Origin of the sequence: Streptococcus halotolerans (genome assembly GCF_001598035.1) — a bacterium.
In the GTDB taxonomy this organism is placed as follows: domain Bacteria; phylum Bacillota; class Bacilli; order Lactobacillales; family Streptococcaceae; genus Streptococcus; species Streptococcus halotolerans.
In genome coordinates this window covers 2021769-2047874 of sequence record NZ_CP014835.1, presented here as the reverse complement: position 1 = coordinate 2047874, position 26106 = coordinate 2021769, and the positions used below count along the sequence as shown (strand labels likewise).

Sequence of the window (26106 nt, the reverse complement as noted above, 5' to 3'; positions counted from 1 at the left end):
AAAATGATTTTCAAAATGCTAAAAGATAAGACCGGGGCTTATCTTCTATTTTCACCCTGCAAGTGGGTTTCTCTAGCCAAAAAGCGGATGCGTTCCATAACACGCTTAGCTTGCCACGTCTCATCGCCATTTCGACCGTTGGCTAATTTACGCTCCAAATCCGCAAAATTATAATTTGAGGTAAAGAAAGTTGGTAAATTTTCCTGCATCCGATACTGCAGAATAACTTGTAAAACTTCATCACGTATCCAAGATGAGGTTTGTTCCGCACCAATATCATCTAACACTAAGATTTCACTGGTTTTAACAGCATCAATTTCCTCTTTAACAGAATCTGTTTTGATAGCATTTTTGATATCGATGGTAAAACTTGGGTAATGAAGAATAGTTGTTACGGCGTTTCTTTTCTCTGACAGTTCGTGCGCTAGTGCTGCCATAAAAAAGGATTTCCCAACACCCATATCACCGTAGAGATAGAGGCCCTTTTGATCTGGACTGGGATACTGGCTAATAAAATCAACCAAACTTTCATACACGTCCAAACGCTTGACATCATCTAGTAAAACATCATCAAAAGAAATGGTTTTATAGGATTTTGGCAGACTAACCAAAGTAATCCGATTCTCAATCGCCTTCTGCGCTTGAGCTTCTTTCAATGCCTTGGTTTCCAAATAAGTCACGTCAGCGTAGCCTTCATTCATGGTTAGAATGGGTTCGTAACCTTTAGCAATATAACTGTCTTCCTGATCTTGAAACTTACGGCGTTCATTGATAAATTGATTGAACTTAGGTAAACTGCGCTTGATTTCGTCTTGGGTCAAACCATGTTGGTTGATAAAGGTCACCACATCTGGATCCGATAAGATTAACTGGGCCATCTGGTTTGCATCGAAATGCCTAGAATGTCCCGATTTGTTTAAAGTGTGTCCTACTTTTTCCATGATCAGTCCTTTCTAAGACGTTCTAAGGCTTTTCGCCTTGCTTCCTCTAACCGTTTTTGATCCTCATCAGACGTCTGATTTTGATAGTCTTGGTTACTCCATTCTGGAACATTGGGTTTTGCTTGTTTAGGCGATCCTGCTTGAGTGCTTTTTACTGATTTATTTGAAAACTCTCGCATTTTTAAAACAGCTGTCTCAGCTTTATTAATCTCTTGAAAAGCAAAATCATTGGCTATCTTCATGGCGTATTTTTTATTCACATTGGCTGAATTGGTTTTCATGATGGTATAGAGCACGATGACGTTAATAACCTCATCCAAAAACCCCATCTTAGCCAACTCTAAGAGTAACTGTCTTTCATCCGCAACAATCGAAGCCTTGCGTGTTTTCTTGATTTTAGCTAAAAAAACATCTGCTCGATCGCGTTGAGCTTCCTTAACAATAACGGCCTCTTGTGACGTCAGTTGTCCTGCTTTAGGAGAATCCATCTTAGCCTGCTCTTTTTTCGCTTTCATTCGTGGCAAGGAAATCGTTAAATTAACAGCCGTTTCTTTAGCAAGCAAGTAAGTATCATGCCAAGTCATTTTATATTTCTCAGCTATACGATACAAACCGATAACATCCGTTTCTTCTTGAGCAAAAGATAAGCCATCACGCTTCATCAAATTCTTAAAAGCATCCAAATCAAAAGCCCCTTTGGAACTACTAGTTTTTTGAATGAGAGCTACTTGGCCCTGATCATCAAACACGTCAGAAAAGTTTTTAGACAAATTCTGCGCATTCTCTGGCAAAACAGCTGCCAACTCCTTAACAGCAACCTCTCCAATCTTTTGGGTAAGCAATTGTCGATAAAGAGGCACGTTTAAAAAATCGTCACTAGATAAAGGGGCCTTAAGCTTGATAAAATAAACATCTCTCTGTTGATAAAAAGCCACAAGCTCCATAGCCGTTAAAGTTGCTAAAGCTGTCTCAAAGGCTGCCATTCCCATTAAAGTATGATTTAGAATCTCTGAGAACTTGTGTTTCTTAGTCCCATCATCCTTAAAGGTTATCAAATAATGATAAACACTAAAGGCGTTCTGACCGATAATCGGGTAATAACAAGCCATCAAGGCTTGCGATGCCCCATCAACCAGATTACCTTTTACAAATGAAAATGTATCAATCGGTCTCATTAACTACCCTTTTTCCCACGAACACGATTGGTAATTTGCTGCAGCAATTCTTCAATTTCATCAACATCCTTAAAGCTGCGATAAACCGAAGCAAAACGCACATAGGTGATTTCATCGAGTTCTGCCAACTCATCCATAACCATATTACCAATGATTGTACTTGGAACCTCATTTTCATAGTTGCTACGAATAGCCTGTTCGATACGACGAATAACGTTTTCGATGTCTTCACTAGAAACTGGACGCTTCTGGGCACTCATAATGATGCCATGTAAAATCTTATCCTTTGAGAAAGCTTCCCTGGTTCCATCCTTCTTAACCACTAAGAGCGGTAATTCTTCGACACGTTCAAATGTTGTGAAACGATTATGGCAATGATCGCATTCTCGCCGTCTTCTGATAGTTGTCCCTTCTTCGGCTTGACGACTATCGACAACACTTGATTTTGTAGTATGGCATTTTGGACAACGCACAACAATCACCCCAATCTTTCTTAAAATGGTTACTGGTAAAACTGAATTAAGATTCCAGGCAAATACCAACTTAAAATCAGCTTTTTAATACTTTATTATAGCATATTTTCAACCAGAAATAAACTGAACAAGAACTGTCGCACGCCTCACGTATGAAAAAGAGTTTTCCGAATGATTGTACCGTTGACAATCGATCATTTCAGGGATTTCCTCTACTAAAATTGACAAAAAATAACACCTATCGGTTATCGCTGAAAGACCTGAATGTTGACATGCAAAAAATGTTATACTTTTCGAAAATCAAAAGCAGCCGTAACTGACTTGATTTGATGGATTTCAGCCCTAGCTACATGAGTGTCGTCCAGACTTCTTTTGTTTTTCATTGACTATTATGGACTATTATGTTTTCGCTAAAAACCGTTCATACGTTTGTCCTGACAAGTATCCATTACCCTTCTGAGAAAATACACAGAGGCATTTTCCAATACCAAACATTTGCAAACCATTATGATGTAATCAACACATCATCATGATTCATTCCTTAGTGGTCATTGTAAGTCTTCTTCATACATTTGTTGTAACAACCATCACCTACTTCAATACAACTCTCACCTAGTCAGTTTAGACAAAAAAACTCAAAAAAGTCGTTACTACTGTTGAAAATAGTAACGACTCACGTCATCTTATCTGAGTTATTGAATATACCATTATCCTTCAAAAAACTCTGGCGATGGCTCCCCCAACGGTATGGCAATGGTAAAAGTTGTTTGAACATTGACCTCGCTTTCAACACTCAAACGACAATCATAGGCATCACAAATTTGCTTAAGAATGGATAAACCAATCCCCAATCCAGCCCTTGTTCCTTCACGGTTACGTGACTTATCTGTCCGATAAAACCGTTCAAAAATATTTTGCAAATCTTCTTTTGCAATTCCTTCGCCGTGGTCTTTAACCGTAACCAAGGCATAACCCTCCTCCTTATCCAAAGATAATTCAATTAAACCGCCATGTGGTGAATACTTTATGGCATTATCAATCAAAATCGTCAAAACCTGTTCGAAATGGTTCTTGGCAATTTTGGCATAAACATCATCGGCATTCACATAAAGAGCAAATTGAAAATCTGGTCTTAGGATTTCAAAATTATACAAGGATACTTGCATAGAAGATTCTAAACGGCTCACTTCTTTAGTTTTTTCGGACAGATTACCTTGTAGACGAATCAAATCAAGCATATCACTAATCATAAGATTCATGCGATGGGCTTCGTGACGACTGGCTTCTAAACTTTCTTCTAAAATTTCTGGATCATTTTTTCCCCAGCGACTAAGCATATCCAAGTGGCCTTTAATGACCGCCACTGGCGTTCTCAATTCATGGCTAACATCACTAATAAACTGTTGTTGTAGTTTGTTTTGTTCAGCGATACGGGCCATCATAGCATTAAACATGTGAGATAGCTCCTCTATCTCATCACCACTGTTAATCTCAGCTCGTACATCCAAGTCAGTAGGATCACCCTCGATACGACGCATAATACGGCGCAAACTGTAGATAGGTTTCAAGAAGACCTCAATACTAAAGCGCATAATGACCAAAACAATAATAATCGTTCCTACTTCCAAGAAAAGTAAGACAATAATCAAACGATTCTTCAAAGCATAATAGAATTCAAGATTATGGAATAACTTAGCATAGCCGATCACTTTTGTCTGCGACTTATTGTAAATAGGAACGCTAATCGTGAACCCTCTATCTTGATCGATCCGCTCTGACCGAAGCTTATTAAGGGGACCTAGAGTGAGATAGTCCACTTTTGTACTAGTCGTAAACAGCAATTCTTTTTTAGTGTTGTAAAGGTAGGCGATTTGGTTTGAGTACAAGAGACGTGAAACAGAGTTATTCCCTGCAATAGCCATCCCTTCCGTTAACACTTTTTCAGAGCCCGCCGTATCAAGCGTCTGAGTTGTCTGCAAATAGACAATTAAGTTATCCTTGTTTAAAGGCTCATCGATGTCAGAAACATGTCTTTGGACCAAATTTGCAGTTGTTCTAATCGTTTTTTCTTCCTGCTTAATCAATAAGTCATTTGAAAATAACAGAACCAAAATCGTAAATGTGGTCAAAATGAGAAAAAACAGCCCCATTGTGACTAGGACCATTTTTCTACCTAAAGGCATTCGATGTAGTTTTTGAAAAAAACGTTTATTTTTCACGAATGACATACCCCATACCACGAACCGTTTGAATGTACGATTCCTTACCAGGGACATCAATTTTGCCACGGAGGTAACGAATATACACGTCAACAACATTAGTTTCAACAGCTTCATCGTATTTCCAGACGAGATTCAATAATTCTTCGCGTGTCATAACACGGTTCATATTGGACATCAAGGCTGACAACAGATCAAATTCACGCTTCGTCAACGGTACAGTTTCGTCACCACGGACAGCTGAACGATTTTGAGGATCTAATTTAAGATCTCGGTAGCTTGCTCCACTCGAAGTGGTTCGCTTGCTTTCTTCGATCTCTTGGCGACGGAACGCTGCACGAACACGGGCCAACAATTCTTCAATTGCGAATGGTTTAATAATATAATCATCTGCACCACGATCCAACCCTGAAACGATATCCATGACAGAATCTCTTGCTGTCATCATAATGATATAGGTTGATTTTTCTTGCTGCAAACGACGTGTAACTTCAAAGCCGTCCATTTCTGGTAGCATCAAATCCAAAAGAATCAAATCAAATTCTTTTTCAAGTGCAGTTTCTAAACCAGCACGGCCATTGTTTTCAACAGTTACAGAATAACCTTCATGTTGTAATTCTAAAGAAACGAAGCGTGAAAGATTTTTTTCATCTTCTATAATCAAAATGTGTTTCGTCATTTTACCACCTTTGTTATTTCATTCAAAGTTTATATTATTATAATAATTAGATTTTACATACTGAAACAGCTCAAACAAATGATCAGCAAGCGATTATAGCAGCGGTTACATAATCGGTTACTCATTTTTATTAAACTATCATCAGCAAGCGTCGTTTCAATAATTCCCAGATATTTAATCATACCATGTTTAGCAAAAGATTACAAATTAAAGTTATATGTCAAAATGATGTCAATTTGATTTATTCCTCGTCAAACAAGCCTGAAAGCGACGCGAATGGATTATTTTCTTGTTTTTCTTCTTCCTTCATGGCCTGATATTGCTCTTCTGTCAACACAACCCAATCATTGCCTTCTGGCATTGTTTCAGACGCTTCTTCTTCTTTTGTTAAAACTTTTAATGGAATGTTTAACAAAATATTATCTAAAACACTTTCAGAAAGATCGATGTGATCATCTTCAATCATTAAAACAAGATTTTCTTCAACCAGCTCTTTCCTACTTGAAGCATCGGTTGCTGTCATAAAAACTTCAGAAACCATGTAGTCTTCAGAGACAGTCACGGCTTCCATCGAACGACTTGATGGCAATGTCAACTCATAAGACAGTTGATAATTCAGTAAATAAAGGCCATCGTCAAAACTCACCATGCCGACTGCTGTTAAATTTTGCAAATCAATGACTGACTCATCACGCGCAATGAGTTGATCTTTTAAGTCTAATTTTTTTTCAAAGTGCAATCCTTCTGGATTTTTTCGGATATCTACTAACTTCATAATCTACCTTTTCTATTTATTGACCTTATTTCAAACTATAAGGAATAACTGTTTGCAATTGTTTCTAACCTTTTGATGCGTTCTTCTAGGGGTGGATGAGTTTGAAAGAGGGACTTTAGAGACTTATTTTTTCTAGGGTCACTAATGTACAAGGCTGCACTAACCTCGTCAATGTGATGTGACATTGGTTTTGAAGCCTGTAATTTTTTAAGGGCATTGATCATAGCTTGAGGATTCTGAGTTAATTCGACTGAACTAGCATCCGCTAAATACTCGCGTTGTCGTGAAATCGCTAATTGAACCAAACTAGCTATCATCGGAGCCAATATAATCGTAATAATGGCAAACACCAAAACTAAGGCCCCAGAACTATCCTCACGGTCATCTCTTCGTCTTCCACCGCCATACCACATGAGACGACCACCAATACTCGAAATCATAGTTACCACAGAGGCTAAAGCCACGGCAATGGTTGAAATTCGAATATCATAATTTCTCACATGACTAATTTCATGACCGATGACAGCTTCTAATTCCGTTCGGTTCATAACTTTAAGTAACCCACTAGTAGCTGCAACAGCAGCATTTTCTGGGCTAGATCCGGTAGCAAAAGCGTTTAAGGATTCTTCTTCAATGATATAAACTTTCGGCATTGGAATCTGCGCTACCATGGCAATCTTCTCAACGATATCATAGTATTCAGGTGCTTGTTCTGGACCAATCTCTCTCGCACCATTCATTGACATCACAACCTGGGTCGATTGAAAAATCATACTTGTCGCATAGATGGTCCCAATAATTAAAGCGATAGCCAAACCAAATCTGGTATTCCCAATCATAAGATAGCCTATTGCTGCTCCTATAGCACTAAGCAAACCAAAAAAGAAAATGAGCAGAAAGATGGTCCTTCTTTTATTACTTGCAATCTGTTGTTTTAGCATTTGTCATCCCCTAAGAATGTTTCTCTTCATTATATCAGGTTTAAGATAATTTCTAAAGAAAATAACAGGTGTTTGTGATAAAATAAGGGAAGTTTAAGAGACAAGGAGCTTATATGACACCGCAAATTTTTTGTGAGCAACTAAACACTCATGGCATTACATTAACAGATCAACAAAAACATCAATTTGAACGTTATTTTGAACTTTTAATCGAATGGAACCAGAAGATTAATCTGACAGCTATTACTGAAAAAAACGATGTTTACCTCAAACATTTCTATGATTCTATTGCCCCTATTTTACAAGGGGATTTAACAAACGAGCCTGTTAAAATTCTTGATATTGGCGCTGGAGCTGGTTTTCCTAGTCTCCCGATGAAAATCATTTTTCCAAACTTAGAGATCACTATTATCGATTCTCTCAATAAGCGTATTCAATTTTTAAGGCTTTTAGCTGATGAATTATCCTTAACCAATGTTCACTTCTTTCATGGACGTGCTGAAGATTTTGGTCAAGACAAAGCATTTCGTCAGCAATTTGACTTTGTAACAGCTAGGGCAGTGGCAAGAATGCCGATTTTAGCTGAATTAACTATCCCCTTTTTAAAATTAAATGGCCGATTAATCGCCTTAAAAGCTAGTGCTGCTGACCAAGAAATGGACCAAGCCAAAACTGCTCTCACTACCCTTTTTGCACAGGTTATCGAAAGCAGAGATTACGAACTTCCAAACGGAGACCCGAGAAATATTACTATTGTCGAAAAGAAAAAAGAAACACCTAAAAAATACCCACGAAAAGCTGGAACTCCGAATAAAAAACCACTTTAATATCGATCATTAGAAAGGACACTCATGTCAACGTTTATTTCCAAATGGTCGGTGACTCAGCGACTCAGTTTTAGCTTTATTATTGTTATTTTAATCGGCAGTCTGATACTGTCGCAGCCTTTTACACATTATGCTAACGCTCCACAAACCAGTTATTTTGACCATCTTTTTAATGTTACTTCCATGGTTTGCGTAACAGGCCTGTCGGTCTTTGCTGTGGGAGACGTCTATAACGGAATTGGACAAGTCATTGTGATGCTTCTCATGCAAATTGGTGGCCTGGGGTTAGTGACCCTAATAGCCATTAGCAGCTACGTCCTCCATCGTAAAATGAATCTGTCCGATCAATCATTGCTGCAATCAGCATTGAGTCGAGATAGTGGACAAGACTTAAAGAGATTTCTTTACATGGTTTATCAATTTACCTTTATTATTGAGAGCCTTGCTGCCTTGATCCTAATGATCGATTTCATCCCACGATTTGGTTTGGGTCACGGTATTTTCAATGCTATGTTCCTAGCCATCTCTGCTTTTTGTAATGCGGGTTTTGATAACTTTGGGTCATCTAGTTTACAGCATTATGCCACAAATCCTATTATCAACTTCACCATTATCGGCTTGATTATAGCTGGTGGTCTGGGATTTGGCGTTTGGCAGGATATTATTCAGTGCATTAAAAACTATCTTTCTGAACGTCCCAAGCGCCTATCAACGCTCTTTCGTCCCCTATCCAACCAGTCACGCTTAGTTCTCAAAACAACAACTATTATTCTAGTAATAGGAACACTACTGAGCTGGCTTTTAGAATGGAACAATACTAAAACCATTGGCAACTTGTCCCCCTCGAAACAGTTTATGGCATCTCTTTTTCAGACTGTTACGATGAGAACAGCTGGCTTTGCAACCATTGATTATGAAAATGCTAATCCTGCCACTAACTTCCTTTATATGATCCAAATGGTTATGGGTGGTTCACCTGGAGGTACAGCTGGTGGTATCAAGGTTACCGTTGTTGCTATTATCGCTTTACTGTTTAAAGCTGAACTTTCAGGACAGACGGAGGTTACTTTCCATCACCGTACCATTGATAACCGCATTATCAAACAAACACTAACCATTATCATTTTTTTCTTCAGTCTTATGATGGCTGGTTTTCTACTATTATTAATCGTTGAAAAAACGGTAAATCCTTTTAAACTGTTATTCGAAGTTTCATCAGCTATTGCTACTGTGGGTGTTTCTATGAATGTGACTGCTGATTTATCGACATCTGGACGTATTATTATTATGATTCTCATGTTTATTGGCCGTGTTGGACCGGTAACTGTCCTACTTAGTCTATTACAGAAGAAAGAAAAAACCATCCATTATGCTAAAGCAAACATTTCAGTTGGATAAGACAGAAAGGAGACCATTGTGTCTAAAAAAATTATCGGTGTCCTAGGTCTCGGCATTTTTGGAAAAACCGTCGCCGAAGAACTTTGTACCTTTGACCAAGACGTCATTGCTATCGACTATCATGAGGACCACGTTCAAGCCGTTGCTAATACGGTTACTCGTGCCGCTGTTGGTGATATCACCAACTACGAATTTCTGGAAAGTGTCGGCATCGAACACTGTGATACCGTTGTGATTGCAACAGGTAATAGTCTCGAAGCGTCCGTCCTTGCAGTTATGCACTGTAAAAAATTAGGCGTTCACAATATCATCGCAAAAGCTAAAAGCGGTATCTTTGAAGATGTTTTGTACCATATTGGAGCCAATCGCGTGATCATGCCCGAGAGAGCTTCTGGAAAATCACTAGCATCCCATATTTTAAGACGTCACATTTCTAACATCATTCATGTTGAAGACGATATTTCAATCATTGAATTTAAAATCCCTCAAAAATGGGTTGGTAAAAACCTCATTGAACTTGATGTGCGTAACAAATACGAATTGAATGTGGTTGGCATCCGTCGAGGAAACATGGAAAGTCTGACAACTGATGTTAACCCTCAGGAACCCTTGCCAGACAATATCCAAATAAGCGCTGTTACCAATTCCCGCACTTTTGAAAAATTTGACTACTTAGGCTATTTAAAATAGTATTTTAGACCTCAGAGCATTACAAGACCAACTGTTCGAATTGGTCTTGTCTTTATTTTTAAATAAAAATCAGGCGATAGTAACGTTACATCGTCTAATGAAACAAAACTAGGACAACATAACTTAACAAAGTATCGTAACGACGCAAGGCTTTTCTGAGACATGTTACGAAAATTTAGTAAATCTGCCACATTAATCGTATATTTCTAAGCGTTCTGCTGTTGTTTTTCTGCCACTATAATATCCCATGTGAAACAAGTTGACAAACTGTCAGAATAATTTTAAAATAATAAACGTTGATTTTTTATAACACAATACTCATTTTTAGAAAGTATCATCTTTACATGTTCAAAAAATTTAAAAATCCAACCCTTATTGTTGGGTTAATGCTCTTTGCACTATTTTTTGGTGCAGGAAATCTAACCTTTCCAGCCTTTTTAGGCCTCTATTCAGGACAAAATTTCTGGCAAGCCATCATAGGATTCTGTATTACTGGTATCGGTCTTCCTTTACTCGGCGTCACTGCTGTAGCTTTTTCCGGACACGAGAGTCCTCAAGACCTTGCGAGACCTGTTTCTAAATGGTATGCCTTGCTTTTTGCTTCTATTTTATACCTTTCCATTGGTCCTTTCTTTGCTATCCCACGGACAGGGGCAACGTCATTTTCTATCGGAATTGAGCCTATTTTTGGTAATAGTCCATTAGTAAGAATTATCTATGCTTTAGTTTTCTTTGGGTTATCTTACTTTTTAGCTGTTAAACCAAGTCAAATTGCAGATTACATTGGCAAATACCTAACACCTCTGTTGATTGCCGTTCTTGCCATTTTGATTGTTGTTTCCTTTATTAATCCTATTGGTGGATTGGGGGAACCACACAATGCTTCAGAGACTGTCAATAATGCTTTCAAAGACTCCCCATTTGTAGCTGGTCTGATTCAAGGTTATGGAACGATGGATGCCTTAGCCTCACTCGCTTTTGCCATTCTCGTTATAAATGCCATTAAAGATCATGGTATTAGCGGTAAAAAACAAGTTGGGCAAAATGTTGTGAAATCGGGACTAATTGCTTGCCTCCTGCTTTCGCTAGTTTATGTCTTTGTTGGACACATAGGAGCCACCTCTCAAAGCTTATTTACCTTACACCGCGGTATCTTTGAGTTTTATGGCATCCAAGTTGATGGTGGCCACATCCTCAATCAATCCGCAGCATTCTACCTCGGTAATTTAGGACAAACGATCCTTTCAATTGTTATCTTCCTAGCCTGCCTAACAACTTCTTCTGGATTAATCACAGCTTGCTCAGAGTTCTTCCATCATTTGATTCCGAAATTATCTCACCTGACATGGGTAACCATTTTCACTCTCTTGTCTACGCTCTTTTATTTTGGCGGTTTATCCGAAATTATCAAATGGTCAACACCGTTCCTTTATCTCTTATACCCTTTGACAATTGCTTTGATTTTATTAGTATTCACAAAACAGTTCTTCGCTAATCATTCCTTTGTCTATCAAACAACAATAGCCTCTACTTTTATAGCTGGTTTCTATGATTTCTCATCCACACTGGGCTCATTGACTGGAGTCTTCCAGCTACCAGATATCGTCAACCACTTTTTTACCCACACTGTACCTTTAGGGCAATACAACATGGGATGGATTACCTTTACACTGATGGGCTATGCTATTGGATTATTGGCTTATCATTATTATTTCAAAAACAAATAAACAAAAGCTATCAGACTTTTTGCTGATAGCTTTTTTGTTTAATGATTGTTAAAATATGACTTTTCAGCCACTGCTGTAAAGAAGACGTCCGATGCTGAGTTCAGAGCTGTCTCACAAGAATCTTGAACGACACCAACGATGAACCCAACGCCAACCACTTGCATAGCTGTGTCATTTGGAATCCCAAACAAACTGCAGGCAACCGGAATTAAAAGCAAAGATCCGCCAGCAACACCAGAAGCGCCGCAAGCTGAGACTGCCGCAACAACACTCAAAATAAAAGCTGTGGCAAAGTCAACTTCAATCCCTAAAGTACGTGCTGCAGCCAAGGTCAACACATTAATAGTAATGGCTGCCCCCGACATATTAATCGTCGCTCCTAGTGGGATAGAAACAGAGTAAGTATCTGGATTCAAACCTAATTTTTCGCAAAGACGCATATTAACAGGAATATTGGCTGCTGAACTGCGGGTGAAAAAAGCCGTTACTCCTGACTCTTTCAGACATTGAAAAGTCAGTGGGTAGGGATTTTTCCCCATCATGATGAAGCCTAATAGTGGGTTGACTACTAGGGCAACAAAAGCCATTGTCCCAACAAGTGCTAAAATCAAAATACCATAATCAGCTAATACCGAGATCCCATTTTCAGAAATAGTCGTAAAGACCAATCCCATGATACCAAACGGTGCTAAATTAATAATGCCTTTGACGATTTGTGCTGTAACGTCTGCTAAGGTAGCTAAAAGCTCCTTTGTCGTTTTGCTAGCTGAACGAAAGGCTAATCCAAAGATTACTCCCCATGATAATACCCCAATATAATTAGCCTGAGCCAGGGCATTGATTGGATTGTCAACAATATTCAAGATTAAACTTTGAAAAACTTGGGCAATCCCTTCAGGCGAATTAGCATTTGCAGCAGCTGATTCCGTCAATCTCAAGGTCACTGGGAAGACGTAAGAACTCAAAACGGCAACTAAGGCTGCTGAAAATGTCGCTAGCAGATAAAGAAAGATGACAATCTTCATATTACTCTTTTGCCCATCACGTGATTGTGATAAGGCATTAGCGACCAGAGCGAACACCAAGAGCGGAGCAATAGCTTTTAGCCCACCAACAAACATCTGTCCAATTAATCCGATAAAGGTCATTTTAGGAACAAGTAACCCTAAAAGACCACCAATAATAACACCGATAAGAATACGCTTGACTAGACTAACACGTCCCCAAACGTGAAATGCTTTTTTCATATGTTCTCCTGAATTTTTAATACATTTTAAGACTAAAACAGGAGCAAATTGCTCCCATTTCTATGTATTATATCATAAAACTTGTGCAAACATTCAAGCTACTTTCGATTAGTTAAAACAAGTCTAATCTTTTTATTCTTGCTACCGCTTCCAATAAGCATTCGGTACTTTCTAAAAGACCAATGCGGACATAGCTATCTCCAGCGGCACCAAAACCGATAACTGGCGCAACAGCAACCTTAGCCTCTTCTAATACTAAATCGGAAAAAGTTTCGGAAGTATGTCCTTTAGGAACCGGTATCCAAGCATAGAAGCTTCCTTTGCGATTAAAACGATAAGTAGTCATAATATTGTCCATCACAAGCTCTAGCTATCGAACCACCGATGATATTGATGCGATAGTTTCGAGCCAAGTCTGATAAAAATACCTGCGCTTCTCGCCCATCTGTATCAGCACAAGCCTCCAAATCTGATACAGCATAACCTGTATCCCATAATTCTGGTAATACTAGCAAATCCACTTGATTTAAGGTCAGACGTTCATTTAATAAGTCTAAAACTTACTGACGGTTGTGATCAGATTGACCTTCTGTGATGGTCATCTGTAATACAGCAATCTCCATAATACCTCCTACTGAACCAAAAGAGACTTACCAACAGGTAAATCTCTTTTTGTATAGCTCTTGGTGAGTCCGGTTGCACTCATCAAAAGTGATTACCGATGACTAAGTTTTCGTGTTAAAAAATCTCCGATAAATTGGATGCCAAAGATTAATAACAGAATTGCCAAGGTAGCCATAAATGTCACGTCTGTGTTAGAGCGATTATAACCATAAGAAATAGCAACGTTACCAAGCCCTCCAGCCCCAATAGCTCCCGCCATGGCTGTTTCTCCAACTAACGAAATCAAGGTTACTGTTGACACACGAATGAGGTCAGGCAATCCTTCTCCAAGATAGACTTTAATAATATCAAAAAGCGTTGCCCCTGACGCCTGTGCTGCTTCAATCACTCCCCGATCTAATTCTGATAAAACGACTTGAACTTGTCGAGCAAAGAAGGGGAAAGTTGCTGCTGAGAGAGGAACCAAGGCAGCGGTCGCCCCAAGATTTGTTTTGACAATGAAAAAAGTCACTGGAGCTAAAATGGCTAGCAAGATGATGAAAGGAATCGCCCGAAAGACTGAAGTAATCTTATCCAAAACTTGAAAAACTGGACGATTCTCAATGACACCACCAGGTGCGGTCAAGACAAGAAAAAGACCTGCAAGAAGCCCCAAAAGACCACCAATAATAAACGATACAATCGTCATATATAAGGTAGCATTAATGGCTGCCAACCAACCATTATCTCCTGTCCAACCGATATGATAAACATTTGGTAAATAAGTTTGAATCCACTCTAACATCTAGGCACCTCTCTTCAAAATCGTTAAGTGAATACCAGCTGATGCAATGGCTTCTTGTGCCGCCGATAGACTATCCAAAGCTCCTGAAAGGATAACCACCATTTCACCAACCGGTGTATTGTCAAGAATTTCAATATTTCCATAAAGAATATTAGCAGTGACTTGAAATCGTTTGTAAATATCATTCAAAATCGGTTCATCTGTCGATGTTCCCGCATAATTAAGTTGCACTAAAATAGAATCTGCAGCTAGATTAGCAACAACATCTTGTTGGGCAATCTTAATCATAGCTTCGTCAATACCAGTCGCTGTTTTAATAAACTCTTGCGTTAATGCTTCTTTAGGATTTGAGAAAATATCTAAAACTGAGCCCTCTTCAATCAAAACACCATTTTGCATAACGGCAACACGATTACAGATATCTTTAACAATCTGCATTTCATGTGTGATCATCACCACCGTCAAACCTAATTTTCGGTTAAGATCTTGTAGCAGAGCCAAGATTTGCTTAGTTGTTTTCGGATCCAAAGCCGATGTTGATTCATCGGAAATCAGAATTTCTGGGTCATTTGCTAGGGCACGCGCAATAGCAACACGCTGCTTTTGACCACCAGATAGCTGCGCCGGATAATTGTCAGCGCGGTCAGAGAGCCCCACTAACTCCAATAAATCTGAAACCTTCTTAGCTTTAGCTTCCTTAGTCAAATCGGAATGACGTAAAGCAAAAGCAACATTTTCAGAAGCCGTCTTTTGAGCCATCAAGTTAAAGTGTTGGAAAATCATGCCGATTTTTTGACGCTTCTGGCGCAATTCAGACGATGATAGTTGCACTTTTCCCTTATCATAAGTCACATCGTCATTGATGGTAATTTTTCCTGCGGTTGGTACTTGAAGCAGGTTAATCACCCTAACCAAGGTTGATTTCCCAGCACCTGAATAGCCAACAATACCATAAATATCACCCTTATTGATGGTCACAGAAACATCCTTAACAGCCTCGATAGTACGTTTCTTCTGATGAAAAGTGATATCGATGTGTTCTAAATTTATAATCGCATTAGTCATAACTTGCAATTAACTCCTCTATCATTTTTATATGCGTGTCATAGTCTGTCATTTTGACATTTTCATCACTACCATGATCCCGACTATCAGGATTACCAATCCCAAAGGCTGCAATAGGAACTTGCAAAGCTTCAAAAACTTGATACATAGGACCAGTGCCAGATGTCGTTGGTAAAACAGCAACACCATTTGGTGAAAAACCTTCCGCAATGCTAATGACATTTTGAATAGCTGGCGCCGTCATGTCACTTCGATAACCTCTCTCTCCTAAAGTATAGGTTAAGGTGACTTGATGATAACCATTTTTAGCAAGTTGTTTTTCAATCAATCCTAAAACTTTATAAGGATCCATTCCCGGTACCAACCGCACTTCTAACTTAGCTGAAGCCTGTGCGGGAATAATCGTCTTAACGCCTTGTCCAAGATAACCAGATGATAAGCCTTCTATCGTCAAAGCTGGTTCAAAAAATAAGCGTCTTTCTAGATCAGCCTGTGTTTTAGCTAAGGTCGGAAGTGTTAATTCATACAATTCCTTTAAAGAATCCAAATCGAGATGAGCATGTTTCGCTACTAAATCAACCTCATGCTGAGTTGGTTGAATGATGTCATCATAGATGCCATCGACCAAAATTCGACCATCCTCTGCTCTAAGACTAGTCAACGCATTGAGAAGATACCATGTTGCACTATCAAAGATAGCTCCAAATTTAGAATGACTATCCACCTTAGCTGAAGTCACTTCTGCGTTAAATGTAACAATTCCTTTGGTGCCACCAGAGATTTCAATCTGGTTTTCTTTATTGCGAATGCCCTGTTCCCAAACCAAAAGGTCTGCCCCTTTTAACTGGTTGCTATATTTTGCTAAATACTTTTCTAAATCAACAGAGGCAGATTCTTCTGCTCCTTCCATCATAAAAGTAATGCTCACCGGCAAGTCTTTATGTTTGTTCAAATAAGTCATCACTGCTGTTAAGCGTGCTGTAATATGACCTTTATCATCATTGACGCCTCGACCATACATGTAGCCATTCCGAAAGGTGAGCTGGAAAGGGTCACTCTGCCACACCTGATCAGCATCTGCTGGCTGCGTGTCGTAGTGATTATAAAAAATAATATGTTTGGCTTCAGGTCGTGAACTCTTAAACTGGGCTAGCATAAAGGGTGCAGCATAACTCTCATCAACAGTAACCTGTGCGCCAGCATCTTCAAAGACTTCTTTGAGGTAGGCTGCCGTTTCAGCCAAACCAACTGCTTGGGCAAAAATGGACTTGCTTGCAATTAGTTTTTCCAAAACGCCAAGATAATGTTCTGTCAAGCTAGCTTTTTCTTTGGTTTGAATTATCCCTGGCATATTCTTCCTCTCTATGATCAATACCATAATCCAATGAATTAACGTTCAGACAAGAAACTGAAACGCGGACAGTACTTGATACTCTTCGAAAATCAAAATCAGACGTTGTTGGATTGATGTGAGTATCGAAAGTCGAAAGTGATGATGTCTCAAAGTTAATTCAAAAGACTATACCATAACAAGAAAACAGGAGTGCTTCTCACACGCCTATTTTACTTGTTCTTTAATAAATTATTGGAGACTTGAATTAATTTTTTGGAGCACCTTCCCAGATAGCAATATCTGTACCTTTAGATGCTTTTTTGATGATTTTAGCAACTTCATCCGTTTGGTAAACATCAATCAAAGTCTTGATAGCGTCTGCTTTATCAGATTTTTTCCAGTCTTTTTGAGCAGCAATAATATTAATCCATTGTTTTGAACTATCATTTTTTTCTTCGGTGAAGATTGAGGTACCGTAATCAACACCAGCATCAACAGCGTAGTTGTTGTTAATAATAGCCGCATCAACAGATGTCAATGTTGAAGCAGATTGATCAGCGGCGATCTCTTTGATGTTCAAATCTTTTGAATTTGATGTAATATCATCAAGTGTCGCTACTTCTTCACCTGATTTAGATAATTTAATCAACCCTGCTGATTGAAGCACATAAAGAGCACGACTTTCATTGGTTGGATCGTTTGGTACTGAAATTGTTGCCCCTTTTGGAAGGTCTTTGACATCCTTATATTTGGCTTTTTTGCCATCTAAACCTGAGAACAGGTTAATAGGACTCAAGAGTGTGTCAGCTGCCGCCACCAAATCGCCATCATTTTTCTTGTTCCAGTCGTTCAAGAAATTATAATGTTGAAAGGCATTAACATCAATTTCACCATTTTTAAGAGCTTTATTGGGTTGTGTATAATCAGTGAACTCTGTGAATTTTAGTTCAATCCCCTTTTTTTCAGCCAGTTCTTCAACACGGTCCCAAATAGGTTCAGTAGCATCCGTTTTGGTCATGATCCCAACACGAACAACATCTTTATCATCAGCTGAATTATCACCTGAACAAGCTGCCAAAACAACTGTTGAAGCCACGGCTAAACCTGCTATACCTAATACTTTTTTCAATAATGTCATGTCATCTTACCTCTTACTCTTTTTTAATTGCTTACTTATTATGTCATACACAGTTATTAAAAACAAGTTGTTAAAAACTAGGTTTAGTTATAGCTAAACATTATAACAAAAAGAGCTGACTTTTATTCAGCTCTTTAAAACAAGTTATTTAGAAGCTAGAGCTCCCATCGGATCCCATGGTTTCAAAAGAACTGGCTCTGCCTCATAAGCGGCCAACTCTTCAGCTGTTAATAAATCCTTGCGAACAACAATTTGGTAGGTATACTCATCCATCCAAGCATCTGAGGCAACAAAATAACCTTTTTCACCAACTTTATCACCCCAAGAATTTTCAACCTTCCATTTAAGGGATTGACCATTCTCATCCAAATCAACACCTGTCAAGACCATGGCATGGGTCATCAAACTCTCACTATAATCCAATCGACCAGCCTTATCTTGACTGAGTTCAATATCCATACTTGAGGTGAAATCATAGGCATTTGTCGCCATAACACCTGATTTACGATCAGACGACTGGCCAACATCAGAACCAAACCATACCGTTTCACCAGCTTGCAATTGAGCGATGGCCAACTCTTTAAACCGTTTCATATCAAGATTGAGGTAGCGAACGTCACGGCTACCAACCACATTTCCCAAAAGTTCAACGGTGTAAGATTTTCCGAAAGGTTTATCTACCGTCGGTGCATTGATAATAGAAACATAATCATCCAATTTCAGACCAACATATTGCTCATAAAAGGCTTGTGGTGTGATATTTTTATCACTATGATAGTTATTATCCTTATCACGATAAGCAAAATCAAAAGTCCGTGGTGGTAGCCCAAGGTTGATAGCCAGAAAGTTAAAAACTTCTTGCAAGAGCTCTTCTTTTTTGCTTTGGATAGCTTTTTCATCAGCACCTTCAGCAATGAGTTCTCTGAGAATTTGAGCATCTTGTCGTAAGAGTTTGTTTAAATATTGATTGAGCTCACGACTATTGCTTGAGCTGATTGACTCTGGGTAAACAGATTTTGGAACAACACCGTATTTTTCAAAAAGAGACACAACCATATCCCATTGACCACCGTCTTGTTGAGGCACATCTAAAAGAAATTTAACCTTACGGCTATCTAATTCTTGGTCAGCTGTTGCCACAATATTTTCCAAAAACCAATTTGATTTCTCGTATTTATCCCAAAAGAAAGTGTGTGCTTGAGATAATTCAAAATGTTCCAATTTAAACTCTGAAATCAGTTTATGGCGAAACGTATTTAGTGCTGCAAACATCCAGCAACGACCTGATGCTTTTTGATTGGAAACAGCATCATTGGTAAGGTCTACTGAGAAAACATAATCATTTTCGATCGCACTTTGACGCGTTTCAAGAACTTTCAAGAGTCCAGCATGAGTCACTGCGTTCTCTAGTGCTTGAAATTTAGGGTTAGCTTGATAATTTTCAAATAATTGATCTGTAAAGGTTTTCGTTAATTCAGACATTCTCATCCTCCTAAAATCATGTTACTCCATATTATACGCCTTCAAAGATATTATTCAAGAAAAAAGGGAACAGGACATCTTTTCGCTCCAAAAAAACAATCCTTTTGGAACTGCTTCTTCAATTTCTTCAGAAAAAGAAAACTCTCAGAAAAAGGGGCTAAATCACCTTTTCTGAGAGTATAAATCACTAGCAATCAAAGCTTTACAGGTTCTCTTTCCCTGACGTTTAGAAAGAGACTATGGTTTGAAAAAACACAATTTCACGTATTCACTATTTCCAAAAGTCATCAAAAATGGTTATTGGTAAATGACGCTTATGCATGGTTTTTTGCCACCAATTTTCGATTTTTTCTTGGGCTTCAGATGATACTTGCTTGCCTTCAAGGTAATCATCAATATCCTTATAAGTTACGCCTAATGCGACTTCATCAGCAAGGCCTGGTTTATTTTCTTCCAAATCTGCTATGGGGATTTTTTCATAAAGCGCCTTATCAGCGCCTAGTTCAATTAAAAGTTGTTTCCCCTGACGTTTGTTCAAACGAAAGAGTGGCAAAATATCCGCTCCACCATCACCAAACTTAGTGAAAAATCCTGTGATATTTTCCGCTGCATGGTCTGTTCCAATAACTGCACCACTGTATTGTCCTGCCACAGCATACTGTGTAATCATACGTTGGCGAGCCTTGATATTTCCTTTGTTGAAGTCGGATACTTCCACACCTGCCTTGGCTAATTCTGACACCTGACCATCCACTGCTTCCTTGATGTTAATCACTAGACTGACATCAGGCTTGATAAAATCAAGTGCTTTTTGCGCGTCCGCTTCATCAGCTTGAACACCATAGGGAAGACGAATTGCGATGAATTGATAGTCTCGATTGGTTTCAAGACGCAATTCTTCAATAGCTAATTGTGCTAAACGTCCAGCCAAGGTAGAGTCTTGACCACCTGAAATCCCTAAAACTAAAGTCTTTAAAAAGGGGTGTTTTAAGAGATAGACTTTTAAGAAATCAATGGAACGACGAATTTCTTCTTGGGCATCAATCTCTGGCTTAACGCCTAATGTTTTAATAATAGTTGCTTGTAAACTCACTTCTTAGTCTCCTTTAACTTGGGCAAAGGCTGATTTACGAACACGATCAATAAGCGCCATTTTATTGTCCCAAACATCCTTAGCAAGGTCCACTGGGTATTCTTGTGGGTTAAGGACACGTTTGTACTCATCCCATAAATCTTCCAACTCTTTATGAGCATACTCTTTGATGTCTTCTAAACTTGGTAGCTCATAAACCAATTGACCATCTTGGAAGATATCTGTCAATAATGGCACAGCATTAAAGTTCTTAACTGTCTTTGAAATGTAGGTATAGACAGGATGAAACATATGGATTTCATCCATTTTAGACACATCAACATCTGCAAACGTAATGTAATCTCCTTCTGACTTGCCTTTTTCGCGGCTAGTGATGCGCCAAACTTGCTTCTTACCTGGTGTAGAGACTTTTTCAGCATTGTTTGATAGTTTGATCGTGTCTCTCATTTTCCCATTATCATCTTCAATAGAAACAATCTTATAGACCGCACCGAGAGCTGGTTGGTCATAAGCTGTGATGAGTTTGGTTCCAACTCCCCAGACATCAATTTTTGCCTTTTGCATTTTCAAGTTTAGGATGGTATTTTCATCTAAGTCATTAGAGGCATAAATCTTAGCATCCGTGAAACCAGCTTCATCTAACTGTTTACGAACTTCTTTAGAAAGGTAGGCCATGTCTCCTGAATCCAAACGAACCCCTTGAAAATTAATCTTATCGCCAAATTCCTTGGCAATCTTAATAGCTGCTGGAACACCGATTTTTAGGGTATCATAAGTATCCACCAAGAAAACGCAATTGTAGTGAGTTTGGGCATAAGCTTTAAAGGCATCGTAATCATTACCATAAGCTTGAACCATCGCGTGAGCATGCGTTCCTGACACTGGAATGCCAAAAATCTTGCCTGCTCGCACATTTGAAGTGGCATCCGCACCACCAATGACAGCCGCACGTGTTCCCCAAATAGCAGCGTCCATCTCTTGAGCACGACGAGTTCCAAATTCGAGAAGCGGCTCATCTGCAATAACTGTCCTAATACGAGCTGCTTTGGTCGCAATCAATGTTTGGAAATTAACAATATTCAAAAGAGCTGTTTCAACCAGCTGACATTGTGCCAAGGGTCCCTCTACTTGAACCAGAGGCTCATTGGCAAATACCAAGTCTCCTTCACGTGCTGACTTAACCGAAAGTTCTAATTTAAAATCTTTCAGATAGGCTAAAAAGTCCTCTGGATAGCCTTCTTCACGAAGATAAGCAAGGTCTGTTTCAGTGAAACGCAATTGTTTCAAATATGACACGAGACGTTCCAAGCCTGCAAAAACAGCAAAGCCATTTTCAAAGGGTAATTTACGGAAGTAAAGCTCAAAGATAGCACGTTTATTGTGAATACCTTGCTGGAAATAAACCTGCATCATATTGATTTGGTAGAGATCTGTATGTAGTGTTAAACTATCATCGGTATAATTCATTTTCTTGTTTCCTTTATTCTTGATTAAAGTCTCTTTTCCCGTGACCCTCAACAGTTCAAGACTTCTAATCTTGTTGACTATTATAGCATATGCACTAGTTTTAGGGAATCTTTGACGCTTGACATTGTGAATGACGTAACATTGCTAAGACAAAAAGCCAGGACTTTCATCCTGACTCTCTTATGCTTCGTGTTCAACAATATATTGATAAGCTTCCTGACCGGCAATAGCACCATCACCGACAGCTGTCGTGATTTGACGCAAATGTTTTTGACGAATATCTCCAATAGCAAAAATACCAGGAATGTTGGTTCTCATGTGATCATCTGTCACTACCCAACCCTCTTGATCCGTAATCCCTAAATCACGGAAGAAGTCTGATACTGGGTCAAGACCGACATAAACGAAGACACCACCGAACTCATGGTTGCTGACATCATTTGTTTTAACATTTTTGATGTCAACATTGGTAACTTTCATGTCATTCCCTTTAATTTCTTCAACCACTGAATCCCAAATGAAAGAAACCTTATCGTTGGCAAAAGCACGATCCTGCAAAATCTTCTGCGCACGTAATTCATCACGGCGGTGTACAATGGTAACAGAATTAGCAAAACGCGTTAAGAATAATCCTTCTTCAACGGCTGAATCGCCACCTCCAACAACAAGCAAATCTTGATTTCTAAAGAAGGCACCATCGCAAACAGCACAGTAAGAAACCCCGCGGCTATTGTATTCCTTTTCTCCAGCTACGCCAATTTGACGATGTTTAGCCCCTGTCGCGATGATGACCGTTTTAGTTTCGTAGGATTCATCAGCTGTTCGAACGATTTTGTAATCCCCTTTATCTTCGATACCAGTCACAATACCATAAAGGTTTTCAACGCCGAATTTCTCAAGGGGTTCAAACATTTTCATGGATAATTCAGGGCCACTGATTAGCTCAAAGCCTGGGTAATTTTCAACATCAGCTGTATTATTCATTTGTCCACCTGGAGCACCTTGTTCCAAAGTGGCCACTTTCAAATTAGAACGAGCGGCATATAGCGCTGCAGTCATTCCTGCAGGACCAGCTCCAATCACAATTGTATCGTACATGCTTTCTCCTTTTAAACGACATTCGTAGTCAAATTTTAGCAATTCTTCTTTGAATTAGCAATTATTAAGATTTAAGAACTAATAGCAAAGCCATAAAGGCAAACGAAAAAATAGGAACTGTCAAAATACAAATCATCAAGACATCATAAAGAACTTCTTGTCGCTCTTTAGCCGTTTTATCTACTTTTTTATAGGCTCTATTCACCATGTAGGTCAGACCAGCTATAAATACAAAGATGGTTGCTAATAAGAGCCCTTGTAAGTAAAATGAAATTAAAGTATGTAACATGCGTCTACCTTCTCTGCCTTGGATTTATGGATGCCTCTATCAACCTAGTGATAACAATGCCAAAACAAACTCAGCCAGACTATCTAGCTGAGTTTTTCTCCATTATATCAAAGATATGACTTTTTGTAACTAGCGAAGAATTCTTTCGTCCGCTCTTCCTTAGGGTAGTTAATCATCTGGTCAGGTGTCCCTTGTTCCAAAATCTTTCCTTTTTCGAGAAAGAGAATTTTATCAGCTACTTGAGCTACAAAATTCATGTCGTGACTTACCAATACCATCGTTTGACCTGCCTTTGCAGCATCTGCGATTGATTTTTCAACTTCACCAACAAGCTCTGGGTCAAGAGCTGAAGTCGGTTCATCAAGTAATAGAACGTCAGGTTTCATGGCTAAAGCACGGGCTAAGGCAACACGTTGTTTTTGCCCACCTGACAAATGTCGAGGGTAGTGATTTTCTCTATCTGAAAGGCCAACTTTCGCCAATTCTTCCTTGGCAATCTTAGTCGCTTCAGCGTCTGACATCTGTTTGACAACTTTCAAGCCTTCTTTAACATTTCCAAGTGCCGTACGACGCTCGAAAAGATTAAATTGCTGGAAAACCATCGCTAGTTTGCGACGGAGAGTCAAAATGTCTTCAGTTGAAATCGTCTTGAAATCAACCTTGAAACCATCAATGTCAATAGTACCTGAATCAGCTTCCTCTAGGTAATTTAGACTGCGTAAGAATGTCGATTTTCCAGCACCTGAAGCACCAACAAGGGCCACTACTTCACCTTTTTGGATATCTAAGTCTAACCCATCAAGCACTTTTTGTCCTGAGAACTCTTTGGTTAAATGACGAATTGAAATCATTAGCGACCTCCTATTTCAATTGATTCTTGAACAGCTTCTGGCGAAGCAATCGCCATACGCTTCTCAATGAAAAGGCCTAAATTTTCAATCAAGAAACTGATCCCCCAATAAACAAGAGATACGGAAATAAAGCGTTCAAAGTAACGGTAATCACTACCACCAAGAATTTGGGCTTGCGCATACATTTCGACAATTCCGGCATTAAAAGCAAGCGATGTTCCCTTGGTCAATCCAATCAAACTATTAATGAGGGTTGGTGTAGCAACGACAGCTGCATTAGGGATAATCACTCGACGATAAATTTGTTTATTGGTCATACCTAAGCTTTTAGCAGCTTCAATCTCTCCAGAATTAACTGACTGGATAGCCGCACGAATGGTTTCACTAGCATAGGCTGCTTCATTGAATGCAAAGGCAGTAATAGCGAATACTGATGCTGGAATAGCATTAATATTCATCTCTAAACCAGTTTTTTGATTAATCGCCTTCAGTAAAAGTGGGATACCATAGTAACTGAGCATCAACTGAACCAGAATCGGTGTGCCACGCAAGAAACTAACAAAAAAAGCTTGAATAGGATAAACCACTTTAATGCGATTAATCTTAACAACCGCAAATAAAAGGGCTAGGATGAGCCCAGCGACTGCACCTGCCAAAGTTAAGCCAATCGTTAATGGCAGATGTTCTAAAATGGATGGAATGGCATCAAAAACAGCCCTCCATGAAAAAAGTTTGCCAGCTGGTAGTTTTTCCACGAGGCTTTCATACCAAGCTGCCGCTAAAAATAATGGTTTCATAAGTTTTTCCTTTTCATTGATAACCTTCTATCTGTCCATTCTATCACTGACCATCTAGCCTGTAAAATAGGAGGTTTTAAAGAGGTGATAGCTTTTGCCTATCACCTCTTAGCTTTTTTCTATCCCTACTCCTAATGATCAATTTTTAAGCTGAGTACTGAAATCACCGCCAAAATGCTTACGGCTTAATTTTTGCAGGGTTCCTTCCTTTGCTAATTGCTCTAGCCGTTTATCAACATAAGCTTGAAGTTTTTTGCCTTTTTTATCTTTAGCAAATAAGAAGTATTCTAATCCATCAGTCTCTTCTCCAGAATTATCCTTAATATCTGATATCTCTAAATCGAATCCTTGATCCTTAATGATATAATTAGCAGAAATAGCATCATACAAAATAAAATCAATTTTACCATTTTCAATATGCTGCATTCTTGTCGATAGCCCCGTTGAACTTGAAGCGTATCGAATATCAATTGGCTCTTTATCCGGGTGATTTTTATTCCAATTTTTTAAAACGTCCGCATAATTGACACCTGGTAAAACCTCTGTTGTTTTTCCAGATAAGTCATCTAGACTACTGTATTTTTTCCCTGATTTTCCAACAATGACATGATTCGATTTAGAGATAGGTTTTGAAAAAAGGTACTTTTCAGCCCTATCATCATTGTAGGCAAAGTCATTTGCTGCTATATCAAATCGGCCAGCGTCTAATCCTGTCAAAATACTATCAAAAGCTGTTGTCACGAAGGTAACATGATACTTTGAGGAGTCTTTAAAGACTGCTTTTAAAACATCAATATCATATCCCGTAAATTGCTTCCCTTTTTTATAAGTAAACGGTGCCGTATCTGAGTCTGTAGCCACTATAATCTCATTACTTTTTGTCTTTCCTTTGACTTGATGGGGCAGGCTGAAAACTCCAACTACCAAAACAGCCATAGCACTAAGAGTAACCAAGAATTTTCTTTTCATTAACAAACACTCACTTTCTTTTTT

The 26106-nt window shown here is 38.8% G+C and carries 25 protein-coding genes and 1 pseudogene; 4 read left to right on the top strand and 22 right to left on the bottom strand.

The annotated features are described in order from the left end of the window. Positions 1-38 precede the first annotated feature (38 nt). From dnaI to htpX, 7 genes are all read right to left on the bottom strand, one after another. Positions 39-941 carry a primosomal protein DnaI gene (dnaI, locus tag A2G56_RS09380; RefSeq protein ID WP_062711939.1) on the bottom strand — a complete coding sequence of 301 codons (903 nt, stop codon included), beginning with the start codon at positions 939-941 and terminating at the stop codon, positions 39-41. Positions 942-943: 2 nt separating this feature from the next. Beyond that, positions 944-2116 carry a replication initiation and membrane attachment family protein gene (locus A2G56_RS09375; RefSeq protein ID WP_062711936.1) on the bottom strand — a complete coding sequence of 391 codons (1173 nt, stop codon included), beginning with the start codon at positions 2114-2116 and terminating at the stop codon, positions 944-946. Then, complete coding sequence (gene nrdR, locus A2G56_RS09370) at positions 2116-2589, bottom strand: transcriptional regulator NrdR (protein WP_062712550.1); 474 nt, start codon at positions 2587-2589, stop codon at positions 2116-2118. Before nrdR ends, A2G56_RS09375 begins: the two co-directional genes overlap by 1 nt. Positions 2590-3296: 707 nt before the next feature. Beyond that, entirely contained in the window at positions 3297-4754 is a 1458-nt protein-coding gene (locus A2G56_RS09365) for a sensor histidine kinase (RefSeq protein ID WP_237334411.1), read from the bottom strand. Between the two features lie 43 nt (positions 4755-4797). Further along, positions 4798-5487, bottom strand: coding sequence for a response regulator transcription factor (locus A2G56_RS09360; RefSeq protein WP_062711931.1), 690 nt, complete (start codon positions 5485-5487; stop codon positions 4798-4800). Between the two features lie 241 nt (positions 5488-5728). Continuing rightward, complete coding sequence (locus tag A2G56_RS09355) at positions 5729-6265, bottom strand: DUF177 domain-containing protein (RefSeq protein WP_172793806.1); 537 nt, start codon at positions 6263-6265, stop codon at positions 5729-5731. A 32-nt stretch (positions 6266-6297) separates the two neighbouring features. Then, positions 6298-7203 (bottom strand): zinc metalloprotease HtpX, encoded by a 906-nt coding sequence (gene htpX / locus A2G56_RS09350; RefSeq protein WP_062711925.1) that lies wholly within the window; start codon positions 7201-7203, stop codon positions 6298-6300. Positions 7204-7316: 113 nt separating this feature from the next. Between htpX and rsmG the strand changes: the two genes are divergently transcribed. From rsmG to brnQ, 4 genes are all read left to right on the top strand, one after another. After that, a complete protein-coding gene (gene rsmG / locus A2G56_RS09345; RefSeq protein WP_062711922.1) occupies positions 7317-8030 on the top strand; it encodes a 16S rRNA (guanine(527)-N(7))-methyltransferase RsmG in 714 nt (237 codons plus the stop codon). A gap of 24 nt (positions 8031-8054) precedes the next feature. After that, positions 8055-9428 (top strand): TrkH family potassium uptake protein, encoded by a 1374-nt coding sequence (locus tag A2G56_RS09340; RefSeq protein ID WP_062711919.1) that lies wholly within the window; start codon positions 8055-8057, stop codon positions 9426-9428. Between the two features lie 18 nt (positions 9429-9446). Next, complete coding sequence (gene ktrA, locus A2G56_RS09335; protein ID WP_099091484.1) at positions 9447-10118, top strand: potassium uptake transporter gating subunit KtrA; 672 nt, start codon at positions 9447-9449, stop codon at positions 10116-10118. A gap of 344 nt (positions 10119-10462) precedes the next feature. Next, the gene (gene brnQ / locus A2G56_RS09330; protein WP_062711913.1) at positions 10463-11845 is read left to right on the top strand and encodes a branched-chain amino acid transport system II carrier protein; all 1383 of its coding nucleotides are present in this window, start codon (positions 10463-10465) and stop codon (positions 11843-11845) included. 38 nt (positions 11846-11883) lie between these two features. On the opposite strand, the gene sstT is transcribed toward brnQ, so the two are convergent. The 15 genes and pseudogenes from sstT to A2G56_RS09260 all read right to left on the bottom strand — a co-directional run bounded on the left by sstT (position 11884) and on the right by A2G56_RS09260 (position 26082). Further along, complete coding sequence (sstT, locus tag A2G56_RS09325) at positions 11884-13092, bottom strand: serine/threonine transporter SstT (protein WP_062711911.1); 1209 nt, start codon at positions 13090-13092, stop codon at positions 11884-11886. A 112-nt stretch (positions 13093-13204) separates the two neighbouring features. Continuing rightward, a pseudogene (locus A2G56_RS09320) lies at positions 13205-13423 on the bottom strand (pyridoxal phosphate-dependent aminotransferase); the annotation flags it as partial. Then, positions 13419-13613 (bottom strand): nitrilase-related carbon-nitrogen hydrolase, encoded by a 195-nt coding sequence (locus A2G56_RS10710; RefSeq protein WP_157761215.1) that lies wholly within the window; start codon positions 13611-13613, stop codon positions 13419-13421. The gene A2G56_RS10710 and the pseudogene A2G56_RS09320, both read right to left, overlap by 5 nt. A 194-nt stretch (positions 13614-13807) precedes the next feature. Next, entirely contained in the window at positions 13808-14500 is a 693-nt protein-coding gene (locus tag A2G56_RS09315; RefSeq protein WP_062711905.1) for a methionine ABC transporter permease, read from the bottom strand. Then, positions 14501-15565 carry a methionine ABC transporter ATP-binding protein gene (locus tag A2G56_RS09310; protein ID WP_062711902.1) on the bottom strand — a complete coding sequence of 355 codons (1065 nt, stop codon included), beginning with the start codon at positions 15563-15565 and terminating at the stop codon, positions 14501-14503. Beyond that, positions 15558-16916 (bottom strand): M20/M25/M40 family metallo-hydrolase, encoded by a 1359-nt coding sequence (locus A2G56_RS09305; protein ID WP_062711899.1) that lies wholly within the window; start codon positions 16914-16916, stop codon positions 15558-15560. The genes A2G56_RS09310 and A2G56_RS09305 overlap by 8 nt, the downstream gene beginning before the upstream one ends. Positions 16917-17163: 247 nt before the next feature. Beyond that, positions 17164-18036 carry a MetQ/NlpA family ABC transporter substrate-binding protein gene (locus tag A2G56_RS09300; RefSeq protein WP_062711896.1) on the bottom strand — a complete coding sequence of 291 codons (873 nt, stop codon included), beginning with the start codon at positions 18034-18036 and terminating at the stop codon, positions 17164-17166. Between the two features lie 144 nt (positions 18037-18180). Then, positions 18181-19518: an aminopeptidase C gene (gene pepC / locus A2G56_RS09295; RefSeq protein ID WP_062711893.1), complete on the bottom strand. Its 1338-nt coding sequence runs from the start codon at positions 19516-19518 to the stop codon at positions 18181-18183. Between the two features lie 271 nt (positions 19519-19789). Continuing rightward, positions 19790-20611 (bottom strand): ammonia-dependent NAD(+) synthetase, encoded by an 822-nt coding sequence (nadE, locus tag A2G56_RS09290; RefSeq protein WP_062711890.1) that lies wholly within the window; start codon positions 20609-20611, stop codon positions 19790-19792. 3 nt (positions 20612-20614) lie between these two features. Further along, on the bottom strand, positions 20615-22078 hold the full coding sequence (locus tag A2G56_RS09285; protein WP_062711887.1) for a nicotinate phosphoribosyltransferase: 1464 nt from the start codon (positions 22076-22078) through the stop codon (positions 20615-20617). A gap of 180 nt (positions 22079-22258) precedes the next feature. Then, positions 22259-23176 (bottom strand): thioredoxin-disulfide reductase, encoded by a 918-nt coding sequence (gene trxB / locus A2G56_RS09280; RefSeq protein ID WP_062711884.1) that lies wholly within the window; start codon positions 23174-23176, stop codon positions 22259-22261. A gap of 64 nt (positions 23177-23240) precedes the next feature. Then, on the bottom strand, positions 23241-23465 hold the full coding sequence (locus A2G56_RS09275; RefSeq protein ID WP_062711881.1) for a DUF4059 family protein: 225 nt from the start codon (positions 23463-23465) through the stop codon (positions 23241-23243). 107 nt (positions 23466-23572) lie between these two features. After that, on the bottom strand, positions 23573-24316 hold the full coding sequence (locus tag A2G56_RS09270; protein WP_062711878.1) for an amino acid ABC transporter ATP-binding protein: 744 nt from the start codon (positions 24314-24316) through the stop codon (positions 23573-23575). Beyond that, positions 24316-25113, bottom strand: coding sequence for an amino acid ABC transporter permease (locus tag A2G56_RS09265; protein WP_062711876.1), 798 nt, complete (start codon positions 25111-25113; stop codon positions 24316-24318). Before A2G56_RS09265 ends, A2G56_RS09270 begins: the two co-directional genes overlap by 1 nt. Before the next feature lie 138 nt (positions 25114-25251). Beyond that, a complete protein-coding gene (locus A2G56_RS09260; RefSeq protein WP_062711873.1) occupies positions 25252-26082 on the bottom strand; it encodes a transporter substrate-binding domain-containing protein in 831 nt (276 codons plus the stop codon). Positions 26083-26106: the final 24 nt, after the last annotated feature.